19 protein-coding genes and 1 pseudogene are annotated in these 24,133 nt (G+C 75.1%); 12 read left to right on the forward strand and 8 right to left on the reverse strand.

Annotated features, from left to right (window positions below):
- Positions 1-115: 115 nt before the first annotated feature.
- From ACBJ32_RS49115 to ACBJ32_RS49135, 5 genes are all read left to right on the forward strand, one after another.
- A complete protein-coding gene (locus ACBJ32_RS49115) occupies positions 116-550 on the forward strand; it encodes a hypothetical protein (protein WP_375132784.1) in 435 nt (144 codons plus the stop codon).
- 82 nt (positions 551-632) lie between these two features.
- Positions 633-1,802: a sensor histidine kinase gene (locus ACBJ32_RS49120; protein ID WP_375132785.1), complete on the forward strand. Its 1,170-nt coding sequence runs from the start codon at positions 633-635 to the stop codon at positions 1,800-1,802.
- Entirely contained in the window at positions 1,799-2,464 is a 666-nt protein-coding gene (locus ACBJ32_RS49125; RefSeq protein WP_357891997.1) for a response regulator transcription factor, read from the forward strand. Before ACBJ32_RS49120 ends, ACBJ32_RS49125 begins: the two co-directional genes overlap by 4 nt.
- A 75-nt stretch (positions 2,465-2,539) precedes the next feature.
- Positions 2,540-3,478: an NAD(P)/FAD-dependent oxidoreductase gene (locus ACBJ32_RS49130; protein ID WP_375132786.1), complete on the forward strand. Its 939-nt coding sequence runs from the start codon at positions 2,540-2,542 to the stop codon at positions 3,476-3,478.
- A gap of 5 nt (positions 3,479-3,483) precedes the next feature.
- Positions 3,484-4,890 (forward strand): DHA2 family efflux MFS transporter permease subunit, encoded by a 1,407-nt coding sequence (locus ACBJ32_RS49135; RefSeq protein ID WP_375132787.1) that lies wholly within the window; start codon positions 3,484-3,486, stop codon positions 4,888-4,890.
- A gap of 64 nt (positions 4,891-4,954) precedes the next feature.
- Here ACBJ32_RS49135 and ACBJ32_RS49140 read toward each other — a convergent pair whose 3' ends face one another.
- From ACBJ32_RS49140 to ACBJ32_RS49150, 3 genes are all read right to left on the reverse strand, one after another.
- Complete coding sequence (locus ACBJ32_RS49140) at positions 4,955-5,215, reverse strand: helix-turn-helix transcriptional regulator (RefSeq protein ID WP_357891988.1); 261 nt, start codon at positions 5,213-5,215, stop codon at positions 4,955-4,957.
- Positions 5,212-8,385, reverse strand: coding sequence for an AAA family ATPase (locus tag ACBJ32_RS49145; protein WP_375132788.1), 3,174 nt, complete (start codon positions 8,383-8,385; stop codon positions 5,212-5,214). Before ACBJ32_RS49145 ends, ACBJ32_RS49140 begins: the two co-directional genes overlap by 4 nt.
- A 108-nt stretch (positions 8,386-8,493) precedes the next feature.
- On the reverse strand, positions 8,494-11,226 hold the full coding sequence (locus ACBJ32_RS49150; protein ID WP_375132789.1) for an AAA family ATPase: 2,733 nt from the start codon (positions 11,224-11,226) through the stop codon (positions 8,494-8,496).
- A gap of 237 nt (positions 11,227-11,463) precedes the next feature.
- On the opposite strand from ACBJ32_RS49150, the gene ACBJ32_RS49155 reads away from it, so the two are divergent.
- Entirely contained in the window at positions 11,464-14,253 is a 2,790-nt protein-coding gene (locus ACBJ32_RS49155; protein WP_375132790.1) for an AAA family ATPase, read from the forward strand.
- Here the strand turns inward: ACBJ32_RS49155 and ACBJ32_RS49160 are convergent.
- Entirely contained in the window at positions 14,220-15,050 is an 831-nt protein-coding gene (locus tag ACBJ32_RS49160; protein WP_375132791.1) for a helix-turn-helix transcriptional regulator, read from the reverse strand. The genes ACBJ32_RS49155 and ACBJ32_RS49160 overlap by 34 nt on opposite strands.
- Positions 15,051-15,134: 84 nt before the next feature.
- On the opposite strand from ACBJ32_RS49160, the gene ACBJ32_RS49165 reads away from it, so the two are divergent.
- The 4 genes from ACBJ32_RS49165 to ACBJ32_RS49180 are packed head-to-tail and all read left to right on the forward strand — an operon-like array spanning position 15,135 to position 19,024.
- A complete protein-coding gene (locus ACBJ32_RS49165; RefSeq protein WP_375132792.1) occupies positions 15,135-16,133 on the forward strand; it encodes an ABC transporter substrate-binding protein in 999 nt (332 codons plus the stop codon).
- On the forward strand, positions 16,130-16,948 hold the full coding sequence (locus tag ACBJ32_RS49170; RefSeq protein WP_375132793.1) for a siderophore-interacting protein: 819 nt from the start codon (positions 16,130-16,132) through the stop codon (positions 16,946-16,948). Before ACBJ32_RS49165 ends, ACBJ32_RS49170 begins: the two co-directional genes overlap by 4 nt.
- Positions 16,935-17,975, forward strand: coding sequence for a FecCD family ABC transporter permease (locus ACBJ32_RS49175; RefSeq protein WP_375132794.1), 1,041 nt, complete (start codon positions 16,935-16,937; stop codon positions 17,973-17,975). The genes ACBJ32_RS49170 and ACBJ32_RS49175 overlap by 14 nt, the downstream gene beginning before the upstream one ends.
- The gene (locus ACBJ32_RS49180) at positions 17,972-19,024 is read left to right on the forward strand and encodes a FecCD family ABC transporter permease (RefSeq protein WP_375132795.1); all 1,053 of its coding nucleotides are present in this window, start codon (positions 17,972-17,974) and stop codon (positions 19,022-19,024) included. The genes ACBJ32_RS49175 and ACBJ32_RS49180 overlap by 4 nt, the downstream gene beginning before the upstream one ends.
- Positions 19,025-19,172: 148 nt before the next feature.
- Here the strand turns inward: ACBJ32_RS49180 and ACBJ32_RS49185 are convergent, their stop codons facing one another.
- Positions 19,173-19,859: an MBL fold metallo-hydrolase gene (locus ACBJ32_RS49185; protein WP_375132796.1), complete on the reverse strand. Its 687-nt coding sequence runs from the start codon at positions 19,857-19,859 to the stop codon at positions 19,173-19,175.
- A 121-nt stretch (positions 19,860-19,980) separates the two neighbouring features.
- On the opposite strand from ACBJ32_RS49185, the gene ACBJ32_RS49190 reads away from it, so the two are divergent.
- Positions 19,981-20,946 (forward strand): LysR family transcriptional regulator, encoded by a 966-nt coding sequence (locus tag ACBJ32_RS49190; RefSeq protein ID WP_375132797.1) that lies wholly within the window; start codon positions 19,981-19,983, stop codon positions 20,944-20,946.
- Between the two features lie 136 nt (positions 20,947-21,082).
- Here ACBJ32_RS49190 and ACBJ32_RS49195 read toward each other — a convergent pair whose 3' ends face one another.
- Positions 21,083-21,220 (reverse strand): hypothetical protein, encoded by a 138-nt coding sequence (locus ACBJ32_RS49195; RefSeq protein WP_375132798.1) that lies wholly within the window; start codon positions 21,218-21,220, stop codon positions 21,083-21,085.
- A gap of 86 nt (positions 21,221-21,306) precedes the next feature.
- Here ACBJ32_RS49195 and ACBJ32_RS49200 point away from each other — a divergent pair.
- Positions 21,307-21,666 (forward strand): annotated as a pseudogene (locus ACBJ32_RS49200) (SDR family oxidoreductase); the annotation flags it as partial.
- A 156-nt stretch (positions 21,667-21,822) separates the two neighbouring features.
- On the opposite strand, the gene ACBJ32_RS49205 reads toward ACBJ32_RS49200, so the two are convergent.
- Both ACBJ32_RS49205 and nuoH read right to left on the reverse strand, forming a co-directional pair.
- The gene (locus ACBJ32_RS49205; RefSeq protein WP_375132799.1) at positions 21,823-22,593 is read right to left on the reverse strand and encodes a phosphotransferase; all 771 of its coding nucleotides are present in this window, start codon (positions 22,591-22,593) and stop codon (positions 21,823-21,825) included.
- Between the two features lie 186 nt (positions 22,594-22,779).
- On the reverse strand, positions 22,780-24,123 hold the full coding sequence (gene nuoH, locus ACBJ32_RS49210; protein WP_375132800.1) for an NADH-quinone oxidoreductase subunit NuoH: 1,344 nt from the start codon (positions 24,121-24,123) through the stop codon (positions 22,780-22,782).
- Between the last annotated feature and the right edge of the window lie 10 nt (positions 24,124-24,133).

Here is a 24,133-nt window from a genome sequence, read left to right on the forward strand (position 1 = left end):
AGGGATACGGCGAACGGTGCAAGCTCAGGTGTCGGTCGATGGATGACGCGCTCCCCGGGCGCCGGGCCTAGCGTTTCCCGGCGAGCCGACTGACGAGCAATCGGGAGAGATCACCATGATCAAGAAAGTCGTCACCGCGATCGCCGGGCTGACCCTGACCGCCGGTCTGGTCGGGTCGGTCAGCGTGCCGGCCGGCGCCCAGGCCGGCGCCGCCACCGGAACCGCCACCGGCGACGCGGTGCAGGTGGCCGCGCCGAAGCCGCCGAAGGGCGCCAGGGCGGTGGTGCAGGTCAGCCCCAACCCCACCGCCAGGCGCGGCCAGGAGGTGACGATCACCGGCCACTGCGGGGGCGGCACGGGGCTCAAGGCCGTGATCGCGGGCATCGACAGGGAGCGCCCGGTGCTGGAGAACGTCCGCATCATCAAGGACGACCCGAAGGGCTTCCTGGCGAAGGGGACGCTCTCGTCCAGGATCGGGAACGGCGTCGGCCCCGTCTTCGTGGACTGCGGCGGCGAGGCCGGCGTGACCCTCCTGGTCACGCACGTCTGATAGTGATCCGAACGGTCACCGGGCCGGTGCGCCTCGCCGGCCCGGTGGCACCCTCACCCCCTGGAAGAAAGGGCGTCCGCGCATGGCCGAAGCGCCGCCACGACGCGAACCCGCACCTGTCCGGCACCTGGCCAGGATCACCGACGTCGCGCTGGCCGTCGTCACCCTCGTCTTCTTCGTCGCGGTCGCCCTCGCCACCGGCATCCACAGCCGCTCGCAGGGGCTGTCGAACCTGACTCCCTGGCACGGGCCGATCCAGCTCGGCCTGTTCCTGGGGGCGCTCCTGCTGTTCAGGCGCCGCTGGCCGATGGCCGTGCTCCTGCTGTCGGTCTGCGGGATGTTCGCCTACCACCTCGTCGCGGGCATCTTCTCTCCCGCCGGCTGGATCTGGCCGGTCGCGGTCGCCTACTTCACCGCCGCCACCACGCCCCGCGTGCGCTGGGTGGCCGTCGTCGGCGTGGCCCAGCTCGTCTACTCCGCGATCGACGCCCGCATCATCCTGGACAGGAACCTGACCCGCTACGTGATCCACGTCGCGGGGGAGGGGCTGCTCCTGGCGGCCCTGATCGCCGCGGGCCTCACGTACGCCGCCGCGATGCGCCGCCGCGAGCGGATGCGCGAGACCGACGGCCGGGCGCGCGCCGCCGAGGAACGCCTGCGGGTCTCGCACGAGGTCCACGACGCCATCGCCCACACGCTGGCCGTCGTCGGCGTCCAGCTCAACGTCGCCGCCGACGCCCTCGACGAGGGGGACCCGGCCGCGGCGGCCGCCGCGCTGAGCCTGGCCAAGGACGTGCGGAACCGGGCGATGGCCGACCTCCGCTCCCTCATCGCCACCCTGCGCGACGACTCCGGCTACACGGCGCCGCAGCCCGACCTGGCCCGCCTGGGCACGCTCGTCGCGGACGCCCGCGCAGCCGGGCTGGAGGTGACGCTGGACGAGCGCGGCGACCCCGCCGCCGTCCCCGCCATGCCCGCCATCGCCATCTACCGCGTCGTCCAGGAGTCGCTGGCCAACACGCTCAAGCACGCGGGCGCGAGCAGGGCCGAGGTGACGATCGACTACCGGCCGGGCTCGGTCGTCGTCGAGGTCACCGACAACGGCCGCGGCGCTCCGGCGGCAGGCGAGGGCCACGGGCTGGCCGGCATGCGCGAGCGGGTGAGCGCACTCGGGGGCGTGCTCACCGCGGGGCCGGTCCCCGGCGGCTTCGCCGTGCGGGCCGACATCCCTGTGGCAGGCTCGGCAGCATGACGATCAAGGTGCTCCTCGCCGACGACCAGGCACTCGTACGGGCCGGCTTCCGCAGCCTGCTGGCCCGCTCCAGGGACATCACGGTCGTCGGCGAGGCCCAGGACGGCGACGAAGCCGTACGGATGGCCGCGAGCACCCACCCCGACGTCATCCTCATGGACATCCGCATGCCGGGCACCGACGGGATCACCGCCACCCGCCGCATCGTCGCCGGTCAGGCCGTTCCCGGCTGCCGGGTCATCATCCTGACCACGTTCGACAGCGACGAGCACGTCTTCGCCGCCCTGCGCGCCGGCGCCAGCGGCTTCCTCACCAAGGAGGTCGAGCCGGCCGAGCTGCGCCGGGCGGTCGCCGCCGTCGCCGCCGGGGACGCGCTGCTGTCACCGGGCGTGACCCGCCGCGTCGTCGAGCAGTTCGCCCACCGGCAGGACCTCTCGCCCGGCGCGGGGCAGCGGCTGGCCGCGCTGACCTCCCGGGAGCTGGAGGCGGTCAAGCTCGTGGCGCTCGGCCTGTCCAACAACGAGATCGCCGAGCGCCTGGTCATCAGCCCGCTCACCGCCAAGACCCACATCACCAGGGCCATCGCCAAGCTGGACGTGCGCGACAGGGTGCAGCTCGTCATCCTGGCCTACGAGAGCGGCCTGGTCCGCCCCGGCGGATGAACCCCTTGACTTCATGTTGACATTAACTTGCAGACTTGCCTCCACGTCCAGCGATCACCGCTCATGGAGGCACACATGTACGACGCCGTCATCACCGGCGGCGGCCCGGCCGGGATGGCCGCCGCCCTGACCCTGGGACGGGTCCACCGCACGGTGCTGCTGATCGACGCCGGGGAGGGCCGCAACGCCCGCGCCGGCAACGTGCACAACTTCCTGACCCGCGACGGCACCCCGCCCGCCGAGCTGCGCCGGCTCGGCCGCCAGGAACTGGCCGCCTACCCGGCGGTACAGATCAGGACGGGTACGGTCACGGGCGCCCGCGCCCTGCCGGAAGGCGGCTTCCGCCTGGAGCTGTCCGGCGGCGGCACGGCGGACGCGCGCCGACTGCTGCTGGCCACCGGGCTGGCCGACGAGCTCCCCGGCCCGCGCGGCGTGGAGGCGCTGTGGGGCCGCTCGGCCTTCCACTGCCCCTACTGCCACGGCTACGAGTGCACCGGCAAGCGGGTCGCGGTGCTCGGCGCGGAGCCGGCCCGCGTACGGCTGGCCCTGCAACTGAGCCGCTTCGCCGCCGACGTCGTGCTCTGCACGGACGGCCAGGCGCTCGACCCCGCCCTCCACGCGACGCTGACGTCGAACGGCGTGGGCGTGCGCTGCGAGACCGTCACCCGCCTGGAAGGCACGGACGGCAGGCTGGAGCGGATCGTGTTCGAAGGCGCCCCGCCGGCGGAACGGGACGCGGTGTTCGTCGTGAACGTGCCGCGCCAGCGCTCCGGACTGGCCGAGCGGCTCGGCTGCGCGCGCTTCGCCGACGGCTGCGTGGAGGTGGACGAGTTCTGCCGGACCAGCGTCCCGGGCGTGTACGCGGCCGGCGACATGGCACGGCGGGCCACCGTCCCGATGCCGATGGCCGCGGTCGTCGGCGCGGCGGCGGCCGGCACGCTCGCCGCTGGAGCCGTCGACCAGGACCTGCTGAGCGTCGACTTCGGCCTGCCCGCCCCGTTCGCGAAGGGCTGAGCACGATGTCCACGACCCTCCCGCAGGCCCCCACGAAGGCCGCCAACGTGCCGCTCGCCACGGCCGGCCTGCTGATCGGCATGCTGCTGTCCGTCCTCGACCAGACCGTGGTGGCCCTCGCGCTGCCCGACATCGCCGCCGACCTGGGCGGCATGGACACGATCGGCTGGATCGTCACCTCCTACATGCTGGCCTCCACCGCGACCGGTGCCCTGTACGGCCGCATCAGCGACCGGTTCGGCCGGCGCCCGGTGTTCCTCGTGGCGGTGGCCGGCTTCGTCGCCGGCTCCGCGCTGTGCGGCCTGGCCCAGACGGCGCCCCAGCTCATCGCGGCCAGGACCCTGCAGGGCATCGGCGCGGGCGCGCTGTTCGTGCTGCCGACCATCGCCCTGTCGGAGCTGTACCCGCAGCACCTGCGCGGCAGGGTGCAGGGCTTCACCGGCGGCGTGTTCGCCCTGGCCAGCCTGGGCGGCCCGCTCGCCGGCGGCGCGATCACCGACGCCTGGGGCTGGCGCTGGATCTTCTACGTCAACCTGCCGCTCGGCCTGCTCGCCCTGGCCCTGGCCGCGTTCGCGCTCCGGCTGCCCAGGCCGGGCGGGGACGGCAAGGTGGACCTGGCCGGCGCCGAGCTGATCGCGGGGGCGACGGTGAGCCTGCTGCTGGTGGCCGAATGGGGCGGCCGCGCTTACGCGTGGGACTCCGGCGTGATCCTCGGGCTGGCCGGGGCGCTGGTGGTGCTGGCGGGCCTGTTCGTGTGGCGGGAACGGCGGGCGAGCAACCCGCTGCTGCCGCCGCGGCTGTTCGCCGGCCGTACGCTGCGGGTGGTGCTGCCCGCCGCCGCGCTGCTCGGGGCGCTGCTCGGCGGCTCGATCGTCTACCTGCCGACGTTCCTGCAGGGCGCGTACGGCATGGGCGCCACCCAGGCGGGCCTGGCGCTCAACCCGTACGTGCTGACGTTCATGGCGGTCTCCTCGCTGGCCGGTGCCCGCATCGGCGCGAGCGGCCGGTTCAGGCCCTACCTGATCGCCGGGGCGGCGGTCGCGGTGCTGGGGTTCGCCCTGCTCGGCCGGTTCACCCCCGACACGCCCTACGCCCTGTTCGCCGCCGGGATCGCGGTGCTGGGCGTCGGCTTCGGGCTGCTGATGCAGAACCTGGTGGTGGTCGCGCAGAACGCGGCAGCCCCCGCGGACCTGGCCGCCACCACCTCCGCCGTGGTGTCCGTCCGCGGCCTCGGCCTCTCGCTCGGGGTGGCGCTCTTCGGCAGCCTGCTCGCCCGCGAGCTCCAGGGCCGTGCCCCCGGCCCGCGGGCGGCCGCCGCGGCGATCCCCGACGTGCTGTTCTGGGGCGCCCCGGCCGCCGCCGTCCTGGTGGTGCTGGTGGCGCTGCTGCCCCGGACGGGCCGTCGCCCCTGAGCCCCGTCACCACCGGCCGTTTACCACCGGCCACACCGGGCGCCATGACCGGCCACGCCGGCCGTCACCGCCGGCCGGCGCGCCGCCGCCGGGCGGGCAGCGGCTCGATCAGGTCCTCCATGGTGCAGCCCAGGATGTCCAGCAGCGCCATCAGCGTACGGAGGCTGAGCCGCTCCGGCTTCTCCGCCACCAGCCGGTACACCTGGCTCGCCGACAGGTCAACGCCGCGCTCGGCCAGCAGCGGGCGCAGGTCGGTGGTGGCGAACATGCCGCGGGCGGCCATGACCTCCCGCAGCCGCCACCGGTAGTCCAGCGCGCCGGTCACGACAACCGCCCGAGCTGGCGGCGGGAGGCGATGCCCAGCTTGGCGAAGACCTTGCCGAGGTGGTACTCGACGGTCTTCGGGCTGACGAACAGGCGGCCGGCGATCTCCTTGTTCGTCAGGCCCTCGCGGACCAGCCGCACGATCTGCGTCTCGTGCGGGGTGAGCCGGCCGGCGGGCTCGGCCGTGGTCCCGCGCGCCGGCTCGCCGGCGGCCAGCAGCTCGCGTTCCGCCCGGCCGGCGAACCCCGCCATGCCCATCGCCGTGAACAGCTCGCAGGCGGTGTGCAACGGCTGCCGCGCGTCGGCCGCGCGGCCCTCGCGGCGCAGCCACGCGCCGTGGAGCAGGTGGGCGCGGGCCAGGTCGGCGCGCATGCGGGTGCGGCCGAGCCGGTCGATCGCCTCGCGGAAGAGGCTGTCGGCCTCGGCACCCTCGCTGAGCAGCGCCCGTGATCGGGCCTCGATCCCGAGGGCCCAGTCGGTGCCGCTCGCCTGCGTGGTGGCGACGAGCCGGTCGAGTGCCCGGGCGGCGAGGTCGCGCTCGCCGCTGTGCACGGCGGCCTCGACGAGCTCGGCCGGCGCCCAGTGCCCGGCCGCGCCCGGCGCGGGGTGGTGGGCGCAGGCGCGCGCGGCGGCCGTCCGGGCCTGCTCGTACTGGCCGAGGCCGTTGTGGAGCACGGCTCTCAGCCACTGGGCGAGCGCCACGGTGGCGCCCTCGCCGTGCGCCGCCGCCTCGCTCGTCAGGGTGCCGGCCAGGTGTTCCGCCTCGGCCTGCCGCCCCTGCCAGGCGGCCAGGGCGAGCGCGCCGCCCGCCGGCCCGGGCAGGCCGGGACGGACGCCGGTCGCGGTGGTGAGGGCGTGGATCTCCTCGTGCACGGACGCCGCCTCGTCCAGGCTGCCCTCGGCGGCGAGCAGGAGGAGCCGGGTGTGTAACGCCAGGGGCAGCAGGGCGAGCGCGCCGGTCTCGCGGACGAGCCGGACGTTGCGGTCCGCCAGCTCGTGGCCCGACCTGTCGTCCCACAGGGTCACGGCGATCGTGTGGGCGGCCCAGGACCAGCGCAGCCGCTCCGCGTCGGGGAGGTCCTCGCTCAGGAAGGCGGCCACGGCCCGGCGCATCGCCGGTGCCGCGCTGCGGGCGTCCTGGGTGAGGTGGCGGGTCAGGGCGTCGAGCAGGAGGTCCGCGGCTCGGGGGACGGCGGGTGGAGGCGGGGCCGTGCGGGTGGCCGCCGCGACGGCCGGCAGGCCGCGGCCCTCGTCCGGGAGGGTGCGGATCTCCGCGGACAGGGCGTGCAGGTAGGCGTCGCGGGCCAGCGCGGCATCCAGCGGCTCCAACCGCTTGGCGGCGGAGAGCAGCGTCGGCGCGGCGGAACTGCCGGGGGCCGAGGTGATCGCGATCTCGGCGCGCAGGAGTTCGGCTCGGGCGAGCCGCAGCTCGTCCGGCGGCCCGGCGTCGGCCGAGGCCAGGAGCGCCAGGGCCGGTTCCGAGGCGCCGGCCAAGTGGTGGGCGCGGGCGGCGGCCAGGGCGCGCCCGGCCCGGCGGCGGGGGTCGGGGGTAAGGATGGCCGCCCGGTCCAGGAAGGCGGCGACGGCTGCCAGCCCGCCGCGTGCCTGCGCGCGGGCGGCCGTGCGTTCGAGCTCCGCGGCGACCTGCTCGTCCGGTTGCCTGGTGGCGTGCGCGCGGTGCCAGGCGCGCCGGTCCGGGGCGGCGTCGGCGTCGGTCGCCTCGGCCAGCGCCTGGTGCGCCTGGCGTCGTTCCTCCGGCAGGGCCGCCTGGTAGATCGCCGAGCGCAGCAGCGGGTGCCGGAAGCGCACCCGCACCCCGAGGGCGATCAGGTCGCCGGCCTCCCCGAGCGCCGCCATGCCCAGGCCGAGCCGGGCGGCCGCCCGCCACAGCAGCGCCGGATCGCCGAGCGGTTCGGCGGCCGCCAGCAGCAGCAGCCGCCGGGTGGGCCTGGGCAGGCGGCCGAGCTGCCGCCGCAAGCCGTCCTCGACCCGGCCCGGCAACATCCGCGCGGCGGGCAGCTCGTACCCGCCGGCCAGCGTCGGCGTTGCCGGGAGCCCGTATCTCCCGGCCGGCGTCCGTGTTGCCGGGAGCCCGTGTCCGCCGGCCGGCTCGGGGCGGGTGAACGCGTGCACCAGCTCCAGCAGCGCCAGCGGGTTGCCCCGGGCCTCGGCGATCAGCCGGTCCGTGACCTGCTCGTCCAGCGGGCCGGGCACCATCGAGCGCAGCAGCGCACGGGCGTCGTCGGCGGGCAGGCCCGCCACGTCCATCACCGGCAGCCCGGACAGCGGGCCCGCCGGCCCCGACGGCCTGTCCGCCAGCCCGGACAGGAGGCCCGCCGACCCCGACGGCCTGTCCGTCAGCCGGGACAGCCTGTCCGCCGGCCCCGGCAGTTCGTCCGCCTCGTCGGTGTCGCGGAGCGCGAACACGCAGGCCACCGATTCGGCGAGCAGCCGGCGCGCGACGAAGGCGAGCACCTGCGCCGAGGCGTGATCCAGCCACTGGGCGTCATCGATCACGCACACCAGCGGGCGTTCCTCGGCCGCCGCCGCGAGCAGGCTCAGAACGGCCAGGCTGAGGACCAGCCGATCCGGCGCCGGCCCCTCCTGCCATCCGAACGCCGTGCCGAGCGCGGCGCGCTGCGGCTCCGGCAGGGCGTCGAGCAGGTCGAGCAGCGGCACGCAGAGCGAGTACAGCGCCGCGAACGCCACCTCCGCCTCCGACTGCACCCCCGCGGCGCGCACCACGCGGCAGCCGGATGCCCTCGCGGTCAGGTGTTCCAGCAGCGCCGACTTGCCCACGCCCGCCTCGCCGCGCATCACCAGAGCCCGGCTCCGGCCGGCGCGCACGTCGGTCAGCAGCCGGTCGAGCGCCTCGCACTCGACCCGGCGGCCCAGCAGCCCGGCCCTGGCTCCCAGCAGTCCCGCCTCGAAACCGCGCAGTCCAGCCCTGAGGTCGAGCAGCCCGGCGCCGAGGCCGAACGCTCCAGCCTTGCGGCCGAGCGGCCCGGCCTCGGAGCCGAGGAGTGCGGCGTCGTGGCCCAGCAGCCCGGCGGCCTTCGGGCCAGGGCGGTGGAAGCCGCCGGGCAGGCCGTCGACGCCGCCCGGGACCTGGGGCTCCCCGGAGCGCCCGCTCACGTTCTCCAGCAGATCGAGGCTCGCCTTGCCCAGCACCCGCCATCGCCTCCCACCGCGTTTCCAACCCCCTGATGGTTGAAAACCGTACGAGTGGTGGCGGCAGGTCAGCGTACGTAGGAGTACGTAATGCTGCCGCCCGGCGGATCAGAACGGCCGTTCGGCCATCATCGCGGCGAGCTCGCCGCGCGACTTGACCCCCACCTTCGGATAGATCCGGTAGAGATGGGTGGTGACCGTGCGCGGCGACAGGAACAGCCGCTCGGCGATCTCGCGGTTGCTCAGCCCGTCGGCAGCCAGCCGCGCGATCTGCTGCTCCTGCGGCGTCAGCGCGTCGATGGCGTCGATGGGCTTGCGGCGGGACTCGCCGGTGGCGCGCAGCTCGGTCCTGGCCCGTTCGGCCCACGGGGCCGCCCCGAGCGCGTCGAACGCGGCGGCCGCGGCGCGCAGCAGCGGCCGTGCCTGCGCCGCCTGGCGCCGCCTGCGCAGCCAGCCGCCGTACGTGAGCTGCAGCCGGGCCCGCTCGAACGGCCAGTCACGCAGGTCCGCGGCGAGCGCAGCCTCGTACGCCGCCGCGTCGTCGGCCGGGACGGCACCGGCGTGGCGCAGCCCCGTGAGGAGGACGGGTGAGCGGCTCCGCTCCGCGATCGGGGTCAGCTCGGCCACCACGGCGCGGAGCTCGTCGAGCGCGCCGCAGTGCGCCGCCGCCTCGGCCAGGTGCCCGACGAGGGTGAAGCGCACGTACGGGTGGTAGGCGACGTCGCCCGGGTCGAACACCCGGTACAGGTGCCAGAACGCCTCCTCGAACCGGCCAGCGGCCAGCGCGTTGACGCCGCGGATGCGCTGCGTCAGCGCCAGCATCGGATGCATGCCCGCCGAGAAGATGATCTTCTCGGCGGCGTCCGCGATCTCGTCGGCGGCCTCGCCGTTGCCGCGCAGCGCCTCCGCCTGGCCGAGCTGCAGCCGGGCCTGCAGCTCCCACGTCGGATGGCGGGTCTCCGTGGCCAGCGCCACGGCCTCGGTGGCGGTGGCCACGGTCGCCCGGGTGTCGCCGGCCGCGGCCGCGTTGTAGGCCAGGCTCACCAGGGCCTGCGTCAGCATGCCGACCCTGCCGTGCGCCCGCGCCTCGGTGACGCCCGGCGTCAGGAACGCGTTCGACAGCTCGTACGCCCCGAGCGCCGACGCCGCCAGGCCCAGCTGGTAGCGCTGGCCAGGGGTGAGGTCCACGTCGTAGCGCAGCGCCGCCAGCCTCTCCAGGCAGGCCGCTCCGCGCTCGACCGGCGCGACCTGGGCCAGCGCGCACATCACCAGGACATCGTCCTGCGGCGCGTCGATCAGCTCCGCGACGCGCACGAACTCCATCCGGGTGTCGTCGTCGGGGTTGGACCAGTAGAACCGCAGGCTGATGTTGGTCAGCGACTCCAGGGTGAGCTGGACGTCGCCGGCGGTCCGCATGGTGTCGATGAGCTCGTTGTAGACGCGCAGCCGCGTGTTGCCGCTCCAGCCGGTGCCGAGATACACCTCGCGGAACCAGGCCAGCCTCGCCCGCTCCGCCGGGCGCAGCCGGGATTCGTCCACCAGCCCCAGCAGGCGGCGGATCGACTCCGTGTCGCCCTGCTCGTCGGCCATCGCGGCGGCCCACAACAGCCGGCTGCCGCGCTTCTGCGGGTCCTCGCTGAGCTGCGCGGCCCGCTCCATGGCGGCCAGCGCGGCCGCGGCGGCCCGCAGGTGGCGGTCGCGGGTGGCCATGGCCGCCAGGTCCGCGGCCAGCGCCTCGTCCGGGCCGGACGCGGCGGCGGCGCGATGCCACACCCGCCGGTCGTCGCCGGCCACGACGGCCGCCAGGCAGGCGTGCGCCCGCCTGCGCCGTGCCGGGCTCGCCGACTGCCGCAGGGCCGAGCGCAGCAGCGGGTGCCGGAAGCGCAACCGGTACTGCTCGTCCACGCCGACCAGCCGGCTGACCACGGCCGGCTCCAGGTCGTCGGCCGTGACCGGCCGCTCTTCGAGCCGGGACGCCGCCGCGAGCACCTCGTCGAGGTCGTCGCCGTCGTCCAGCGCGGCCACGAGCAGCAGGGCGCGCGTGGCCGCGGGCAGCTCGCCGACCAGCCCGGCGAACGTGCGCTCCACCCGGGTGCTCAGCGGCAGGCGTGAGGTCAGCAGCGCGGCGCCGCCGGAGCGGGCGGCCAGCCCGCCGAGCTCCACCAGCCCGAGAGGGTTGCCCGCCGACACGGCGAGCACCCGATCGCGCAGGGCGGGCGCGAGCCCGGGCGCGACCTGGTCGAGCAAGGCGCCGGCGGACGCCGCGTCGAGCGGCTCCAGCGGCAGCTCCGGCAGCGAGGCGGCGGCCAGGAGCCGGTCGACGTCCTCGCCGTCGCGGGCCGTCAGCACGAGCGCGACGGGGTCGGACTCCAGCCGCCGGGCGACGAAGGTGAGCACCTCCCAGCTCGCCCGGTCCAGCCAGTGGGCGTCCTCCACGGCCAGCAGGACCGGCTCGTCCAGGCGGGAGAGCAGGTCGAGCACCTCGACCCCGACCCGGAACGGCGACTCGCCCTCCACCGCGCCCAGCTTCCGGCCGGACTCCCTGCCAGGCTCCGTGCCGGGCGCCGGGCCGGGCCCCGGGCCGATCTCCGTGCCGAGCTCCGGCAGCCGGCGGAACAGGTGGCCGATCCCGGCGTACGGCAGCTCCACCTCGGCCTGCACGCCCGTGGTGGTCAGCACCCGCATGCCGCGCTCCCCGGCCAGCGCGCAGGCCTCGCCCCACAGCGCTGACTTGCCGATCCCGGCCTCTCCCCGCACCACGAGGGCGCCGCCGCGGTGCCGCGTGGCCTCGTCCAGCAGGTCGGCCAGCACCTGGAGCTGCGCCGCCCGCCCGACGAGCATCGGGCTCCCTGCGCGTGCCGGCGGGTGCCCCGCATCTCCGGCCACGCGCCCCCCTTCCGTCTGACGCGGGAATCGCTCATCAGATGCAAGGAACCGTACAACACGGGCAGGTCACCTGCCGTGCCCGCGGATCACCAGGCCGGCGGGCGATCGGTGCGGGTGCCTCGCCACCATAAACTCAGAGGTGGGTCGCCCTTTCTTCGGCGTCCCCGATCGAACAGGTGGAGAGCAGAGCCCATGGTGAGCACGGATGCCAAGTCGCAGCTGCGTGGCCGGCGGATCGAGTGCGAGACGCTGGACCGGCTGGTGGCGACCGTGCAGGACGGCCGCAGCTCGGTGCTGGTCCTGCGGGGCGAGGCCGGCATCGGCAAGACGGCGCTGCTGGAGTACGCGCGCGGCAGCGCGGCCGGCTGCCGGATCGCCAGGGCGGCGGGCGTGGAGTCGGAGATGGAGCTGGCCTACGGCGGGCTGCACCAGCTCTGCGCCCCGTTCCTGGACCGGCTCGACCGGCTGCCCGATCCGCAGCGCGACGCGCTCGGCACCGCGTTCGGCCTGAGCGCGGGCACGCCGCCGGACCGCTTCCTGGTGGGGCTGGCGGTGCTCAGCCTGCTCGCCGACGCCTCCGAGAGGGAGCCGCTGATCTGCCTGGTCGATGACGCGCAGTGGCTCGACCACGTCTCCGCGCAGACCCTCGCGTTCGTGGCGCGGCGCCTGCTCGCCGAGCGGGTCGGGCTGGTGCTGGCGGTACGCGAGCCGTTCCTGGAGACCGAGCTGGCCGGGCTGCCGCAGCTGGAGGTGGCACGGCTGGGCGACAGCGACGCCCGGGCCCTGCTGGACTCCGTGACCACCGGGCGCATGGACGACCGGGTCAGGGACCGCATCGTGGCCGAGGCGCAGGGCAACCCGCTGGCGCTGCTGGAGCTGCCGCAGGGGCTGACGCCCGCGGAGCTGGCGGGCGGGTTCGGCCGGCCCGACGCGGGGCCGCTGGCCGGCCAGATAGAGGAGAGCTTCCTGCGGCGCTTCCGGCCGCTGCCCCCCGAGACGCAGCAGCTGCTGCTCGTCGCGGCGGCCGAGCCGGTGGGCGACGTGACCCTGCTGAGGCGGGCGCTGGAGCTGCTGGGCATCGAGGGCGCCGCCGCGGCGCCGGCCGAGGCGGCGGGGCTGGTCACCATCGGGACGCGGGTGCGGTTCCGCCATCCACTCGTGCGTTCGATGACGTACCGGGTGTCGACCCTGGAGGCCCGGCAGCGCGCGCACCGCGCGCTGGCCGACGCGACCGACCCGGAGGCCGATCCCGACCGCCGGGCCTGGCACCTGGCCAACGCGACGGCCTGCGCCGACGAGGAGGTGGCCGCCGAGCTGGAGCGCTCGGCCGAGCGGGCGCACGCGCGCGGCGGCGTGGCGGCGGCGGCCGCGTTCCTGGAGCGGGCGGCCGAGCTGACGCCCGATCCCGCCCGCCGCGGGGTCAGGGGGCTGGCGGCGGCGCGGGCCAAGTACCGGGCCGGCGGGTACGACGCCGCCCGCGGCCTCCTGGACGCGGCGGAGCTCAGCCCCCTGGACGAACGTGACCGCGCCCAGGCCGACCTGCTGCGCGGCCAGATCACGTTCGCCTCCACCAGCGCGGGCGCCGCCCTGCCGCTGCTGCTCAAGGCCGCCAGGCGGCTGGAGCCGCTGGACGCCGGGCTGGCCCGCGAGACCTACCGCGACGCGCTGAACGCGGCCATGGCCGCCGGCCGCCTGCCGAGCGGCGCCCAGGCGGTGGACATCGCCGAGGCGACCCTCGCCGCGCCGCCCGGCCCGCCGCCGAAGCGCAACGACCTGCTGCTGAACGGCGTGGCCCTGGCGGCGACGGAGGGGTACGCGGCGGGCGTGCCGCTGGTGCGCCAGGCCCTCGACGCCTTCCGTGCCGACGGCGTGTCCAGGGAGGAAGGCCTCGGCTGGCTGCCGTTCGCGTGCCGCATGGCCCACAACGTCTGGGACTTCGAGACCTGGTCGGTGCTCTCGGCGAGGCTGGCCGACCTGGCCCGCGAGACGGGCGCGCTGTCCGTGCTGGCATCGGCCCTGCACATGCTCGTGGCGAACCGGGTCCTGGCCGGCGAGCTGGAGCTGGCCGACGTGCTGGTCGCCGAGGCGGCGACGATCGGCGAGGTGACGGGCAGCCGCTCCCTGGCCCAGTACTCGGCCCTGGTGCTGGAGGCCTGGCGAGGCCGGGAGCCCGCGACGGGCCAGGCGCGCGAGGCGGTCCTGCGCGACCCGGCCATCCAGGGCGAGGGCAAGGTGGGCACCGCCACCCAGTGGGCCACCGCGGTGCTCTGCAACGGTCTCGGCCGTTACGAGGACGCCTACGCCGCGGCCGAGCGCTCCGCCGAGCACCCCGAGGCGCTCGGCGGGACGTACATGAGGTCGATGATCGAGCTGGTCGAGGCCGCCGCGCGGACCGGGCGGCCGGCCCGGGCCGCCGAGGCCGCCCGGCGGATCGAGGAGATGGCGCAGGCCGCCGGCACCGAGTGGGCCGCCGGCACCTCGGCGCTGGTGCGCGCCCAGGTGTGCGACGGGCCGGAGGCCGAGCCCCTGTACCGGGAGGCGATCGAGCGGCTCGGCCGCACCGAGGTCCGCACGTCGCTGGCCCGGGCCCGGCTGCTCTACGGCGAGTGGCTGCGCAGGGAGAGCCGCCGCGTCGACGCCCGCGAGCAGCTGAGCCTCGCCTACGAGTCGCTCAGCCAGATGGGGGCGGAGGCGTTCGCGGAGCGCGCCAGGCGGGAGCTGCAGGCCACCGGCGAGACGGTACGCAAGCGCACCGTGGACGAGCGCGCCACGCTCACCGCCCAGGAGGCGCAGATCGCCCGGCTGGCCGGCGACGGGCTGACCAACCCCGAGATCGGCGCCCAGCTCTTCATCAGCCCGCACACCGTCGAGTGGCACCTGCGCAAGGTCTTCACCAAGCTCGGCATCGTCTCCCGCAAGCAGATCAGCGCCAAGCTGCTGCAGTCGGCTCAGCCGCCGCTGTCGTACTCGCGCTCGGCGTAGCGGCCGGGCGTGCAGCCGTACTCCCTGGTGAAGGCCGTGATGAACGCCGACGGGCTGGAGTAGCCGACCCGGTGCGCCACCTCGGCCACCGGGCGGGTCTCCAGCAGCACCCGCGACGTGCTGAGCCGCAGCTTGGTGCGCACCTTCGAGTACGGCATGCCGAACTCCCGCTCGAAGTCGCGCTGCAGCGTCTTGACGCTGACGTGCAGCCGCTCGGCCCACTCCGCCAGCCCGGCCTCCTCGGCGGGGTCGTGGGAGAGCGCCCGCGCCACGGTGAGCGCGAACCCGGTCCCGTTCGCGTGGTGGCCGACGAAGTCGGCGGTGGTCGGGCCGAGCCCGGCCATGATGCGCGCCCGGGCGGCGAGGGCCTCCGCCTCGTCACAGGACGGGCGGGCGATGGCCTCGATGAGCCGGGCCGCCTCCGGACCCATCGACACCGCGCCGGCCCGCAGCCCGGCGAGCGCCGGGGGCGTCTCGCGCAGGCAGATCCGGTAGACGGTCTGCCGGTCGGCGGCCCGCACCTCGTGGGTGACGGCCCGGTGGACCCAGAACGCCTCCCGGTGCCCCACGAACTGGGTGCGCGCCCCGTACCTGGCCGACAGCATCCCGTCGGGGGACCAGTAGAGCTGGTGCAGGAAGTCCTGGCGGCTCTCGCCGAACTCCAGCACGGCCGCGGAGCGGTACTTGAGCACGAGGATGCCCTCGATCCGGCCGAGGCCGTAGCCGTACTCCTCGCACCAGAGCGGGTCCGTGCCGACGGGCTCGGTGACCGTCACGGAGTGGCGTCTCGGCGACATCGGTTGGCCTCCCAGCGACATCAGCGGCAACTTTGGTAAGGGTAACCTAAGTTCGTTCTCAAGGCTGTCGAAGGAAGCCCCTCCATGCACTCTGTTCAGCTCCGGCGCACCGCCGGGGCCACCGTTCTCACGCTCGCCATGGTGGCCGGCTGCGGTTCGGCGGGCTCCGCGGAGCAGCCGGCGGCCGCCGCCGCGACCCGCGTCTTCACCGCGGACAACGGCCGGATCACCATCCCGGCCGACCCCAGACGGGTCGTCGCCACGGGGTACGCGGTGCCCGCGCTCATCGAGGCCGACGCCGCGCTGGTCGGCATCTCGAGCTGGCAGCGCGGCCTGCCACTGATGTCGGAAGAGGACCGGGCCACGTACGACCGCATCGAGAAGGTCGCGGGCGAGGCCGCGGCCGAGACGAACTACGAGGCCATCGCCAAGGTCAAGCCGGACCTCATCGTCATCGGAGTCCCGCAGCCGGTGCTGGCCGACGTGGACGTGGAGCGGCTGAAGTCCATCGCGCCCGTCGTCGCGATCGGCCCCACCATCCCGTCCGCGTGGCGCGAGCTCTCCCAGCGCCAGTCCGACGCCGCCGGCCGCGCCGCGAACTTCGGGCAGGCCAAGGCCGCCTACGAGAAGAAGGCCGCAGAGCTGGCCGCCAAGCACAAGGACGCGCTGGCGGGGCTGAAGTTCGGCCACGTGGGCTCGTACGGGGAGGTCGCCAAGGGCACCTTCCAGCGCGAGTTCGCCGGCTCGTGGGGCACCAACATCGCCCAGGACGTCGGCGTCACCTACTACGGCCGGGTCAAGGTGAAGGGCGGCGGCAGCAAGGACGTCTCGGAGTACCCCTCGATCGAGGAGCTGACCGAGAGCCTCGGCGAGGCCGACGCGATCACGTACTCGGTGCAGCCCGACGGCACGCCCAACGAGGCCGTCAAGTACGTGCTCGACTCCGAGCTGTGGAAGAACCTGCCCGCGGTCAAGGCAGGCAGGACGTTCGCCATCCGCTACACGGAGGCGGCCACGTACGCGGCCGCGATGAAGACCCTGGACGCCGTCGACCAGGCGCTCGCGCCGCTGGGGGAGTCATGAGCATCGACCGGAGCGACCCGGGCCCCAGGGTCGCGGCCCACCACGCCACCGGGACCGGCGTGACCCGCATCCCGTACCCGATCGGGATCCGCACGGTCACGGTCGGCAGGCGGGAGCTCGTGACCCCGCGCATGCTCCGCCTCACCCTGACGGGCCCCGGCCTCGACGGCTTCCACAGCTACGTGTGCGACGACCACATCAGGGTCGTCTTCCCTGACCCCGACGGCACGCGCAGGCTCCCGGTGCCCAACGACCAGCAGATGCTGGACTGGCCCAAGCCGTTCCCGACGACGCGCAAGTACACCGTGCGCCGCTACGACGCGGCCGCGCGCGAGCTGGACCTGGACGTCGTGCTGCACGCGGGTGGCGTCGCGGCGACCTGGGCGGCCGGCGTCGAGGCCGGCGAGGAGGTGGCCGTCGCCGGGCCCCCGGGGACCAAGACGTTCCCGCCGTCGTACGGGCATTACGTGTTCGCCGTCGACTCCACCGCGCTGCCCGCCGCGGCCCGGTGGCTGGAGGAGTCGCCGTCCGGGGTCTCCGCGCACCTGGTGATCGACACCGACGACCCGGCCGAGCACGCGTACCCGCTGGACAAGCGCGACGGCGTGGAGGTGATCTGGCTCGTCCGCGACGGCGAGCGGTCGTCGCTGGCCGAGACCGTGCGGGGCCTGCGGCTGCCGGACGTGCCCACGTTCCTGTTCGCGGCAGGAGAGGCGAACGACATCAAGCCGCTGCGCTCGTGGAGCGCCGGCCGGATGGAGTCGCTGTTCACCGGCTACTGGAAGCGCGGAGTCGCCGATCTTGACGACGACTGACCGTCCCGGACGGCCGGGGACGGACGACCGCGCCGGGCCGCGCGCCTCGCGGGCCCACCGGCCGGTCGTGCTCGCCGCCTGCGTGCTGCTGCTGCTCGTCGCGGTGGTCGCGAGCCTCTGCGTGGGGGCGCAGACGATCGCGCCCGCCGAGATCTGGCGTGCGCTCACCGGCGCGGCGGGCGGCGAGGCGTACCTGATCGTGCACGACGTGCGGGGGCCGCGCACGCTCCTCGGCATCTGCGTCGGCGCGGCGCTCGGCACGGCCGGCACGCTGGTCCAGACGCTGACGCGCAACCCGCTCGCGGAGCCCGGGATCCTGGGCGTGACCGCGGGCGCCGGCTTCGCGATCAACATCGGCGGCGTGCTCGGGCTGGCGGGCGGCCAGGTGGCGCAGCTCCTGCTGGCCTCGCTCGGGGCCGCGCTGGCGGCCGTCCTGGTCCACGCGCTCGGCTCGGCCGCGCCGCTGCGCCTGGTGCTGACCGGCGTCGCGCTCAGCTCCGTGCTCGCCGGGATCTCGCTCGGCCTGCGCCTGATGCTGCCGGACGTGTTCGACCGCTACCGGTTCTGGTCGGTCGGCTCGCTGGCCGGGCACGAGCAGGTGCCGCTCACCCTGCCCGCCGTGACGATCGTGGTCGCGCTGGCGTGCGCGGCCCTGGTCGCCAGGCCGCTCGGCGCGCTCGTGCTGGGGGAGGAGGTCGCGCGGTCGCTCGGCGGGCACGTGCTGCGGACCAGGGTGATCGTGCTGGTGCTGGTCACCCTGCTCGCCGGGGCCGCCACCGCCGTCGCGGGGCCGATCGCCTTCCTGGGGCTCATGGTGCCGCACCTGGCCAGGCGCCCGGCGGGCGCGTCGATCCCGTGGCTGATGGCGTACACGATGGTGCTGGGTCCGGTGCTGCTGCTGGCCTCGGACGTCGGCGCGCGGGTGCTGCTGCCGACGGGCGAGGTGCCGGTGGCGGTGGTGACGGCGTTCGTGGGCGCGCCCGTGCTCATCTGGGCGGTACGGCGGCGCGGGCGGGTGCCGTCGTGAGCGCGCACCCGGGCTTCCCCGCAGGCCGGCACGTGGTCGTGCGCGTCGGCGCGTACTCGATCAGGGCCGGTCGCAGGACGCTGGCGGTGTCCGGCACGCTGCTGGCCGCGGCCCTGGGCCTGGCCCTGCTGGGGCTCTGCCTCGGCGGGTCGTGGACGGCGCCCGGCGACGTGCTGGCCGCGCTGGCCGGTCACGGCGGCTCGGTCGTCGTGGTGCGGGAGTGGCGCCTGCCCAGGGTGCTGGCGGCGCTGGTGTTCGGCGCGGCGCTGGGCCTGGCGGGCGCGGTCTTCCAGAGCCTGACCCGCAACCCGCTCGGCAGCCCCGACGTCGTCGGCCTGGACGCGGGCGCCTACACGGGCGCGCTGTTCGCGATCACCGTGCTGGGCGGCGGCCCCGCCTCTCTGGCGGCCGGCTCCATCGCGGGCGGCCTGCTGGCGGCGGCGGCCGTCTACGCCCTGTCGCTCGGCTCGGGGCTGGGCGGCCTGCGCCTGGTCGTGGTCGGCATCGCCGTGAACGCCATGCTGACGGCGCTCAACTCGTGGATCGTGCTGCGTGCCGACATGGAGGTGGCGCTGGCCGCCACCGGCTGGAGCGCGGGCTCGCTGAACGGCCTGGACTGGCACGAGGTCGTCCTGCCGTTCGCGGTCATCGCCGCCCTCGCCCTGCTGCTGGCCGCGCTCGCGCCCGCCATGCACCAGACGGCGCTCGGCGACGACCAGGCGCTCGCGTCGGGCGTGCGCCTGAGCCGGCTGCGGCTGCTGCTGGTGCTGGCGGGCGTCGGCTGCACGGCGACGGTGACGGCGGTGGCCGGGCCCATCGTGTTCATCGCGCTGGCCGCGCCGCAGATCGGCCGGCTGCTGACACGCGCGCCCGGCGTGGCGCTGGTCCCGGCGGCGCTGTCGGGCGCGGTGCTGCTGCTGGCCGCCGACCTGGCCGCGCAGCTCCTGCTGGCCCCGGTCGCCCTGCCCGTGGGGGTGGTGACCACCGTGATCGGCGGCTGCTACCTCGCCGCCCTGCTCGCCAGGAGGACGACCCGCCACGCCGGGTAGGGCAGCCTGCTCCTGCGGACGCGACGCCATGACGGGTGGGCGGCCTCCTCCTGCCGACGCGACGCCATGACGGGCGCGCGGCCTCCTCGCGCGGACGCGACCCGACGGCGGACGCCGCCACCCGGGAGGACGTCCTGCCTGGTGGGCGCTACGACGCTGACGCGGCCGCCGCCCGGAGCGCGGTCCGGGCGTCCATGACGGGGTCGCCGTGACCCACGCAGGCGACCTCCACGTCGAGCTCGGCGAGCCGTCGGAACGAGCGGAGCATCTCGTCGCGGTCCATGTTGAACACCCCCGGCATGACCTGCCCGTCGACGTGCGCCACGGTGTCGCCGGTGAACAGCACCCCCGCCCCCGTCACGTGGACGGCGATGCTGCCGGCGGTGTGCCCGGGGGTGGCGATCACGCGGGCTCCGCCGCCGAAGCCGATCAGGTCGCCGTCCTCCAGCTCCCGGTCCACGCGGCACGGCGGGGCCGGGGGCAGCAGGTGGGCGCCGAGGCTGCGGTGCAGCGCCCGCTCCTCGTCGGTGAAGTCCGGTGGCGGCGCGGGCACCTCGCCCCTGATCACCGGCGCCTCCACCCTGTGCGCCAGCACGGTCACGTCACCCCACGCCGCGATCGCCGCCGCGCCGCCGCAGTGGTCCTCGTGGTAGTGGGTGAGCACGACCTGGCGTACGGCGTCCGTACGCAGGCCGAGCCGGCCGATCGCCTCGGCGATCTCGTCCCCGCTGGTGGCGATGCCCGTGTCGATCAGCGTGAGCGCGCCCGCGTCGTTCCACAGGTACGCCTGCCCGAACGCCGGCCGCAGCAGGTGCAGCTCCCGGCGAATCTCCACGATCTCCACTGTTCCGCCTTCCCTCGTCGCGACGACCAGGTAACCCGGTCGCCGCCGCCCCTGTCCAACAGCGATCGGCGCCGGATTGACAACCGATCGTTGTCAGTCCACGCTCCTGAGCGTGGATGCGGACATATCAGGCATGCGGGCCTTCGTGGTGACCGCGGAAGAGCTGCACTTCGGCAGGGCCGGAGCGCGGCTGTTCATCACCCAGCAGGCGCTGTCGAAACGCATCCGCAGGCTGGAGGAGGCCCTCGGCATCGCGCTGTTCGAGCGGACCACCCGGTCCATCGAGCTGACGGCGGCCGGGCGGCGCTTCCTGCCCGGGGCGGTGGCGGCGGTGGCGGCGTTCGACCAGGCCGTCGAGGCGGTCCGCGCGGACGGCGACCCGATCCGGGTGGACGTCTACGACGAGCGGTTCACGCCGTTGCGCCTGGTACGCGAGGCCAGCGAGCGCGACCCGCGGCTGCGGGTGGAGCTGAGCATGCGGCAGGGGCTGGCGGTCGCGCTGCCGGCGCTGCGCCGGCAGGAGATCGACGCCGCCTTCGGGCGGGCGCACGACCTGCCAGGGCCGTGGCCGGAGGAGCTGGCGCACCGGCTCGTCCACCTGGAGCCGCTGGCCGCCTTCGTGCCGGAGGATCACGTGCTCGCCGGCAAGAGCGAGCTGCGTCCGGCGGACCTGCGGGCCGGTGGCATCGCGATGCCCGACCCGGCAGGCGCCACCGAGTGGCGGGGCTACCTGGAACGCCTCGCCGCCCGGCTCGGCGTCCCGCTGCGGTTCAACGCGCCCGCGATCGGCGTGCGGCATCTGGTGGAGCAGTTCCTGCGGGAGAAGAGCGCCGTGGGGCTGGGCGAGATGAGCATCGACGCCGCGGGCAGCGGCCTGCGCCGGATCCCGATCGTCGAACCGGTACCGCTGCTGCCGTGGTCGGTGGTCTGGCACCGGCGCAACCCGCGCCCGCTCCTGCGCGCGCTGCTCGCCCAGCTGCGACCCGCGCGCCCGCCCGATCCGGCCGACCCGCGGCACTGGCTTCCCGAAGCCGGCCTGCTCGGTCACGGCACGGGAAACGCACGGCGTCCGCGCTGACGTGTCCGCCGGCGGCGTCGCCGGGCTCGACCACGCCGCCGAGGGGAGGAAGCCCCGCGCCCGGGCGTCGCGTGGCCGTGCGAGTGCGCCGCGTGCCGCGCGGAGGTGGCGCCCGTCCACCTCGGCCCGGTGGCGGTCAGGCCGGGGAGAAGGTTCCCGGCGCCCTGCCGGTGGCGGTCAGGTCGGCGAGGAGCCGCAGCGCGGCCTCCGACGGCGAGCCCGGCTCGGCGTTGTAGACGGCCACGCGCTGCCCCTCGTCGTTCGGGAGGACCATATCGGTGCGACGGGGACCATCGGCAGCGCGGTCGCGCAGGCGCTGGCGGCGCGCACGACGTCGTGGGCGTGTCACGCCGCGGCCCGATGCGCACGGACCTGGACGACGCCGCCTCCATCGACGCCCTGTTCGCCGGGCTCGGCCAGGTGGACGCGGTGGTGTGCTGCGCGGCGAGCGGCGCCCTGACCCCGCTGGACACGCGGCGGGACGAGGACTACTGGCGCGGGCTCCAGGGCAAGCTCGTCGGGCAGGTGAACCTGGTCCGCAGGGCGCTCGCCCACGTCGGCGACGGCGGCTCCGTCACGATCACCAGCGGGCGCTTCGCCGAGCCGATCCGGGGGAGCTCCCTCGGGCACCTGGTCAACGCGGGTCTGGAGGCGTTCGTACGGGCCGCCGCGATCGAGATGCCCCGAGACGTCCGGCTGAACACCGTCAGCCCCGGCTGGGTCCGCGAGACCCTCCTCGCCCTCGGCATGGACCCGCCGGCGGCACCCCCGTGGCCGACGTCGCCCGCGTCTACGTGGAGGCCGTGGAGGGCCGCGCGCACGGCGCCACCCTCCTCGTCTGAGCCGCCGGGACACGCCCGCAGGCCGGGGAGCGCGTCACTCGAACAGGTGGCGGTGGGCGAGGCTCCAGGCCAGCCTGCCTCGGAGGTCGTCGAGGTGGCCCTCGGCGACCCAGTGGGCCTGGGGCTGCCGCCCGGCGGCCGCCAGGGAGCGGACCTGCTCGATGCCGTGCCGCTGCACCTCGATGACGGCGTCCACCAGGCCCGCCGCCGACGGCAGGCCGTAGGCGCCGGCGAACAGCTCCAGGCGGCGACGCCGGTCGGGAGGTGCGGGGTGACGCAGCCAGCGCAGGCATTCCGCGTCGTCGCGGAAGGGCGCCACGTACTCCAGCGCGTAGGCGACGTCGTGCAGCCGGGGCCTGGGCAGGGCGTAGTCCCAGTCGAGGATCCCGGCGGGGCGGTCGCCGCGCCAGACGACGTTCCACGGGCCGAAGTCGCCGTGGCAGATCACCTCGCCGTCGCGCGGCTCGGCCTCGCCGGTGAACCAGCTCAGCCCGGCAGGCGGGCGGAAGCCGGCGACCGCGTCGTGGTAGTCGCGCAGCAGGCGGGCGAAGGACGCCAGCCCCGCGTCGCCGACCACCCTGGCCCAGCCCTGCGGGCCGGACTCGCCCTCCAGGTAGGTGAGGATCTCCCGGCCCTGCCCGTCGATGCCCCGGACGCGCGGCGAGTACGGGAAGCCGGCCTCCTCCAGGTGCCGCAGCAGCGCGTGGACGGCCGGCGTCCACGGGTGGACGGGCCTGCGGACGGTGTCGCCGACGCGCACGATCCTGCGATGCTCGCCATCCTGCAGGATCTCCTCACGGGCCACGGCCGTGACTCTAGCCGCCGGTGCGCCGGCGCACGCACGCCGGTCTGCGGGCCGGCACCGACGCCGGCGCCCGCATCGTGGCCGGGGTGCTCACGGGCAGCCAGGATGCCGCCACCCTCGGCGCCGTTCCGCCACACCCACCTCCTGCCGGGCGTGGCGAGCATCTCCGGCCTGCTCAGCCGTCGATCAGATGGAGCCGCCGGTCGTCGACGGCCGAGCCGGAGGCCGGGACGGCCCGTGGTAGTGCGGCAGGTCGAGCGGCGGCACAGGGAAGCCACCGGCCGTCGGCTCCTCGGACAGTTGCGCGAACTCGGCGTCCACCTGTGCCTTCCTGGCCTCCTTGCGCCGCTGGTTCACGGTGTCGAACCGCATCCAGATGGCCAGCGCGGCGATCACGATGACCACGCCCAGCCCGATGCCGAGCGTCCGGTTGCCGTCGTTGACCACCACGTTGCGCACCGCGGCCACCAGCAGGATCCAGGCCAGGTTGACCGGGATCAGCACCTTCCAGCCCAGCGACATCAGCTGGTCGTAGCGCACCCGCGGCAGCGACGCGCGCACCCACACGATGAAGCAGAACGTCAGCACGAACTTGATGAAGAACCACAGCACCGGCCACCAGCCCTGGTTGGCGCCCTCCCAGAACGTGGAGATCGGCGCCGGAGCCCGCCAGCCGCCCAGGAACAGCGTCACCGCGATGCCCGAGGCGGTGAAGGTGTGCAGGTACTCGCCCATCATGATGAGCGCGAACTTCAGCGACGAGGAGTACTCGGTCTGGAACCCGCCGACCAGCTCGCCCTCGCCCTCCGGCAGGTCGAACGGGATGCGCGCGGCCTCGCCGAACATGCATACCACGTACACCAGGAAGGACGGGATGAGCAGCACCGCGAACCAGGTCTGCTCCTGCGCCTTGACGATCTCGGAGGTGGACAGCGTCCCGGCGAACAGGAAGATCGCCACGAACGACAGCCCCATCGCGATCTCGTAGGAGACCACCTGGGCCGCCGAGCGCAGCCCGCCCAGCAGCGCGTACGGCGAGCGCGACGACCACCCGGCCAGCACCACGCCGTACACCGACACCGCGCCCATGGCCAGCATGAACAGCACCGCCACCGGCAGGTCCACCAGCTGCAGCGGCGTCTCCACCCCGAACAGGTTCACCACCGGCCCGAACGGCACGATGGAGAAGGCCAGGAACGCCGGCACCACCATGATCACCGGCGCCAGCAGGTAGAGCACCTTGTCCACCGTCCGCGGGAAGATGTCCTCCTTCAGGCCCATCTTGATCGCGTCGGCGACCGACTGCAGCAGGCCGAACTTGCCGGCCCGGTTGGGGCCGTAGCGGTGCTGCATGCGCGAGATCAGCTTGCGCTCGAACCAGACCCCGAAGACGACCCCGAGCCCCAGGAAGGCGAAGAGCATCACGGCCTTGACGACGGTGATCCAGAGGGGGTCGTGGCCGAAGTCGGCGAGGGTGGGATCGGCCGCGAGAACCCCTGTCGCGAGCGCCGTCGTCCCGGTGAGCGTCATGGACGGGCAC

It is taken from the genome of Nonomuraea sp. GTA35 (assembly GCF_041950525.1).
Classification (GTDB): Bacteria; Actinomycetota; Actinomycetes; order Streptosporangiales; family Streptosporangiaceae; genus Nonomuraea.

What these genes read in the sequence shown, in the direction of transcription:
- ACBJ32_RS49125 (WP_357891997.1), top strand. Translation starts at nt 1,799, where the DNA reads ATGACGATCAAGGTGCTCCTCGCCGACGACCAGGCACTCGTACGGGCC.
- ACBJ32_RS49130 (WP_375132786.1), top strand. Translation starts at nt 2,540, where the DNA reads ATGTACGACGCCGTCATCACCGGCGGCGGCCCGGCCGGGATGGCCGCC.
- ACBJ32_RS49170 (WP_375132793.1), top strand. Translation starts at nt 16,130, where the DNA reads ATGAGCATCGACCGGAGCGACCCGGGCCCCAGGGTCGCGGCCCACCAC.
- nuoH (WP_375132800.1), bottom strand. Translation starts at nt 24,123, where the DNA reads ATGACGCTCACCGGGACGACGGCGCTCGCGACAGGGGTTCTCGCGGCC.
- ACBJ32_RS49195 (WP_375132798.1), bottom strand. Translation starts at nt 21,220, where the DNA reads ATGGTCCTCCCGAACGACGAGGGGCAGCGCGTGGCCGTCTACAACGCC.
- ACBJ32_RS49155 (WP_375132790.1), top strand. Translation starts at nt 11,464, where the DNA reads ATGGTGAGCACGGATGCCAAGTCGCAGCTGCGTGGCCGGCGGATCGAG.
- ACBJ32_RS49115 (WP_375132784.1), top strand. Translation starts at nt 116, where the DNA reads ATGATCAAGAAAGTCGTCACCGCGATCGCCGGGCTGACCCTGACCGCC.
- ACBJ32_RS49150 (WP_375132789.1), bottom strand. Translation starts at nt 11,226, where the DNA reads ATGCTCGTCGGGCGGGCGGCGCAGCTCCAGGTGCTGGCCGACCTGCTG.
- ACBJ32_RS49120 (WP_375132785.1), top strand. Translation starts at nt 633, where the DNA reads ATGGCCGAAGCGCCGCCACGACGCGAACCCGCACCTGTCCGGCACCTG.
- ACBJ32_RS49165 (WP_375132792.1), top strand. Translation starts at nt 15,135, where the DNA reads ATGCACTCTGTTCAGCTCCGGCGCACCGCCGGGGCCACCGTTCTCACG.
- ACBJ32_RS49160 (WP_375132791.1), bottom strand. Translation starts at nt 15,050, where the DNA reads ATGTCGCCGAGACGCCACTCCGTGACGGTCACCGAGCCCGTCGGCACG.
- ACBJ32_RS49135 (WP_375132787.1), top strand. Translation starts at nt 3,484, where the DNA reads ATGTCCACGACCCTCCCGCAGGCCCCCACGAAGGCCGCCAACGTGCCG.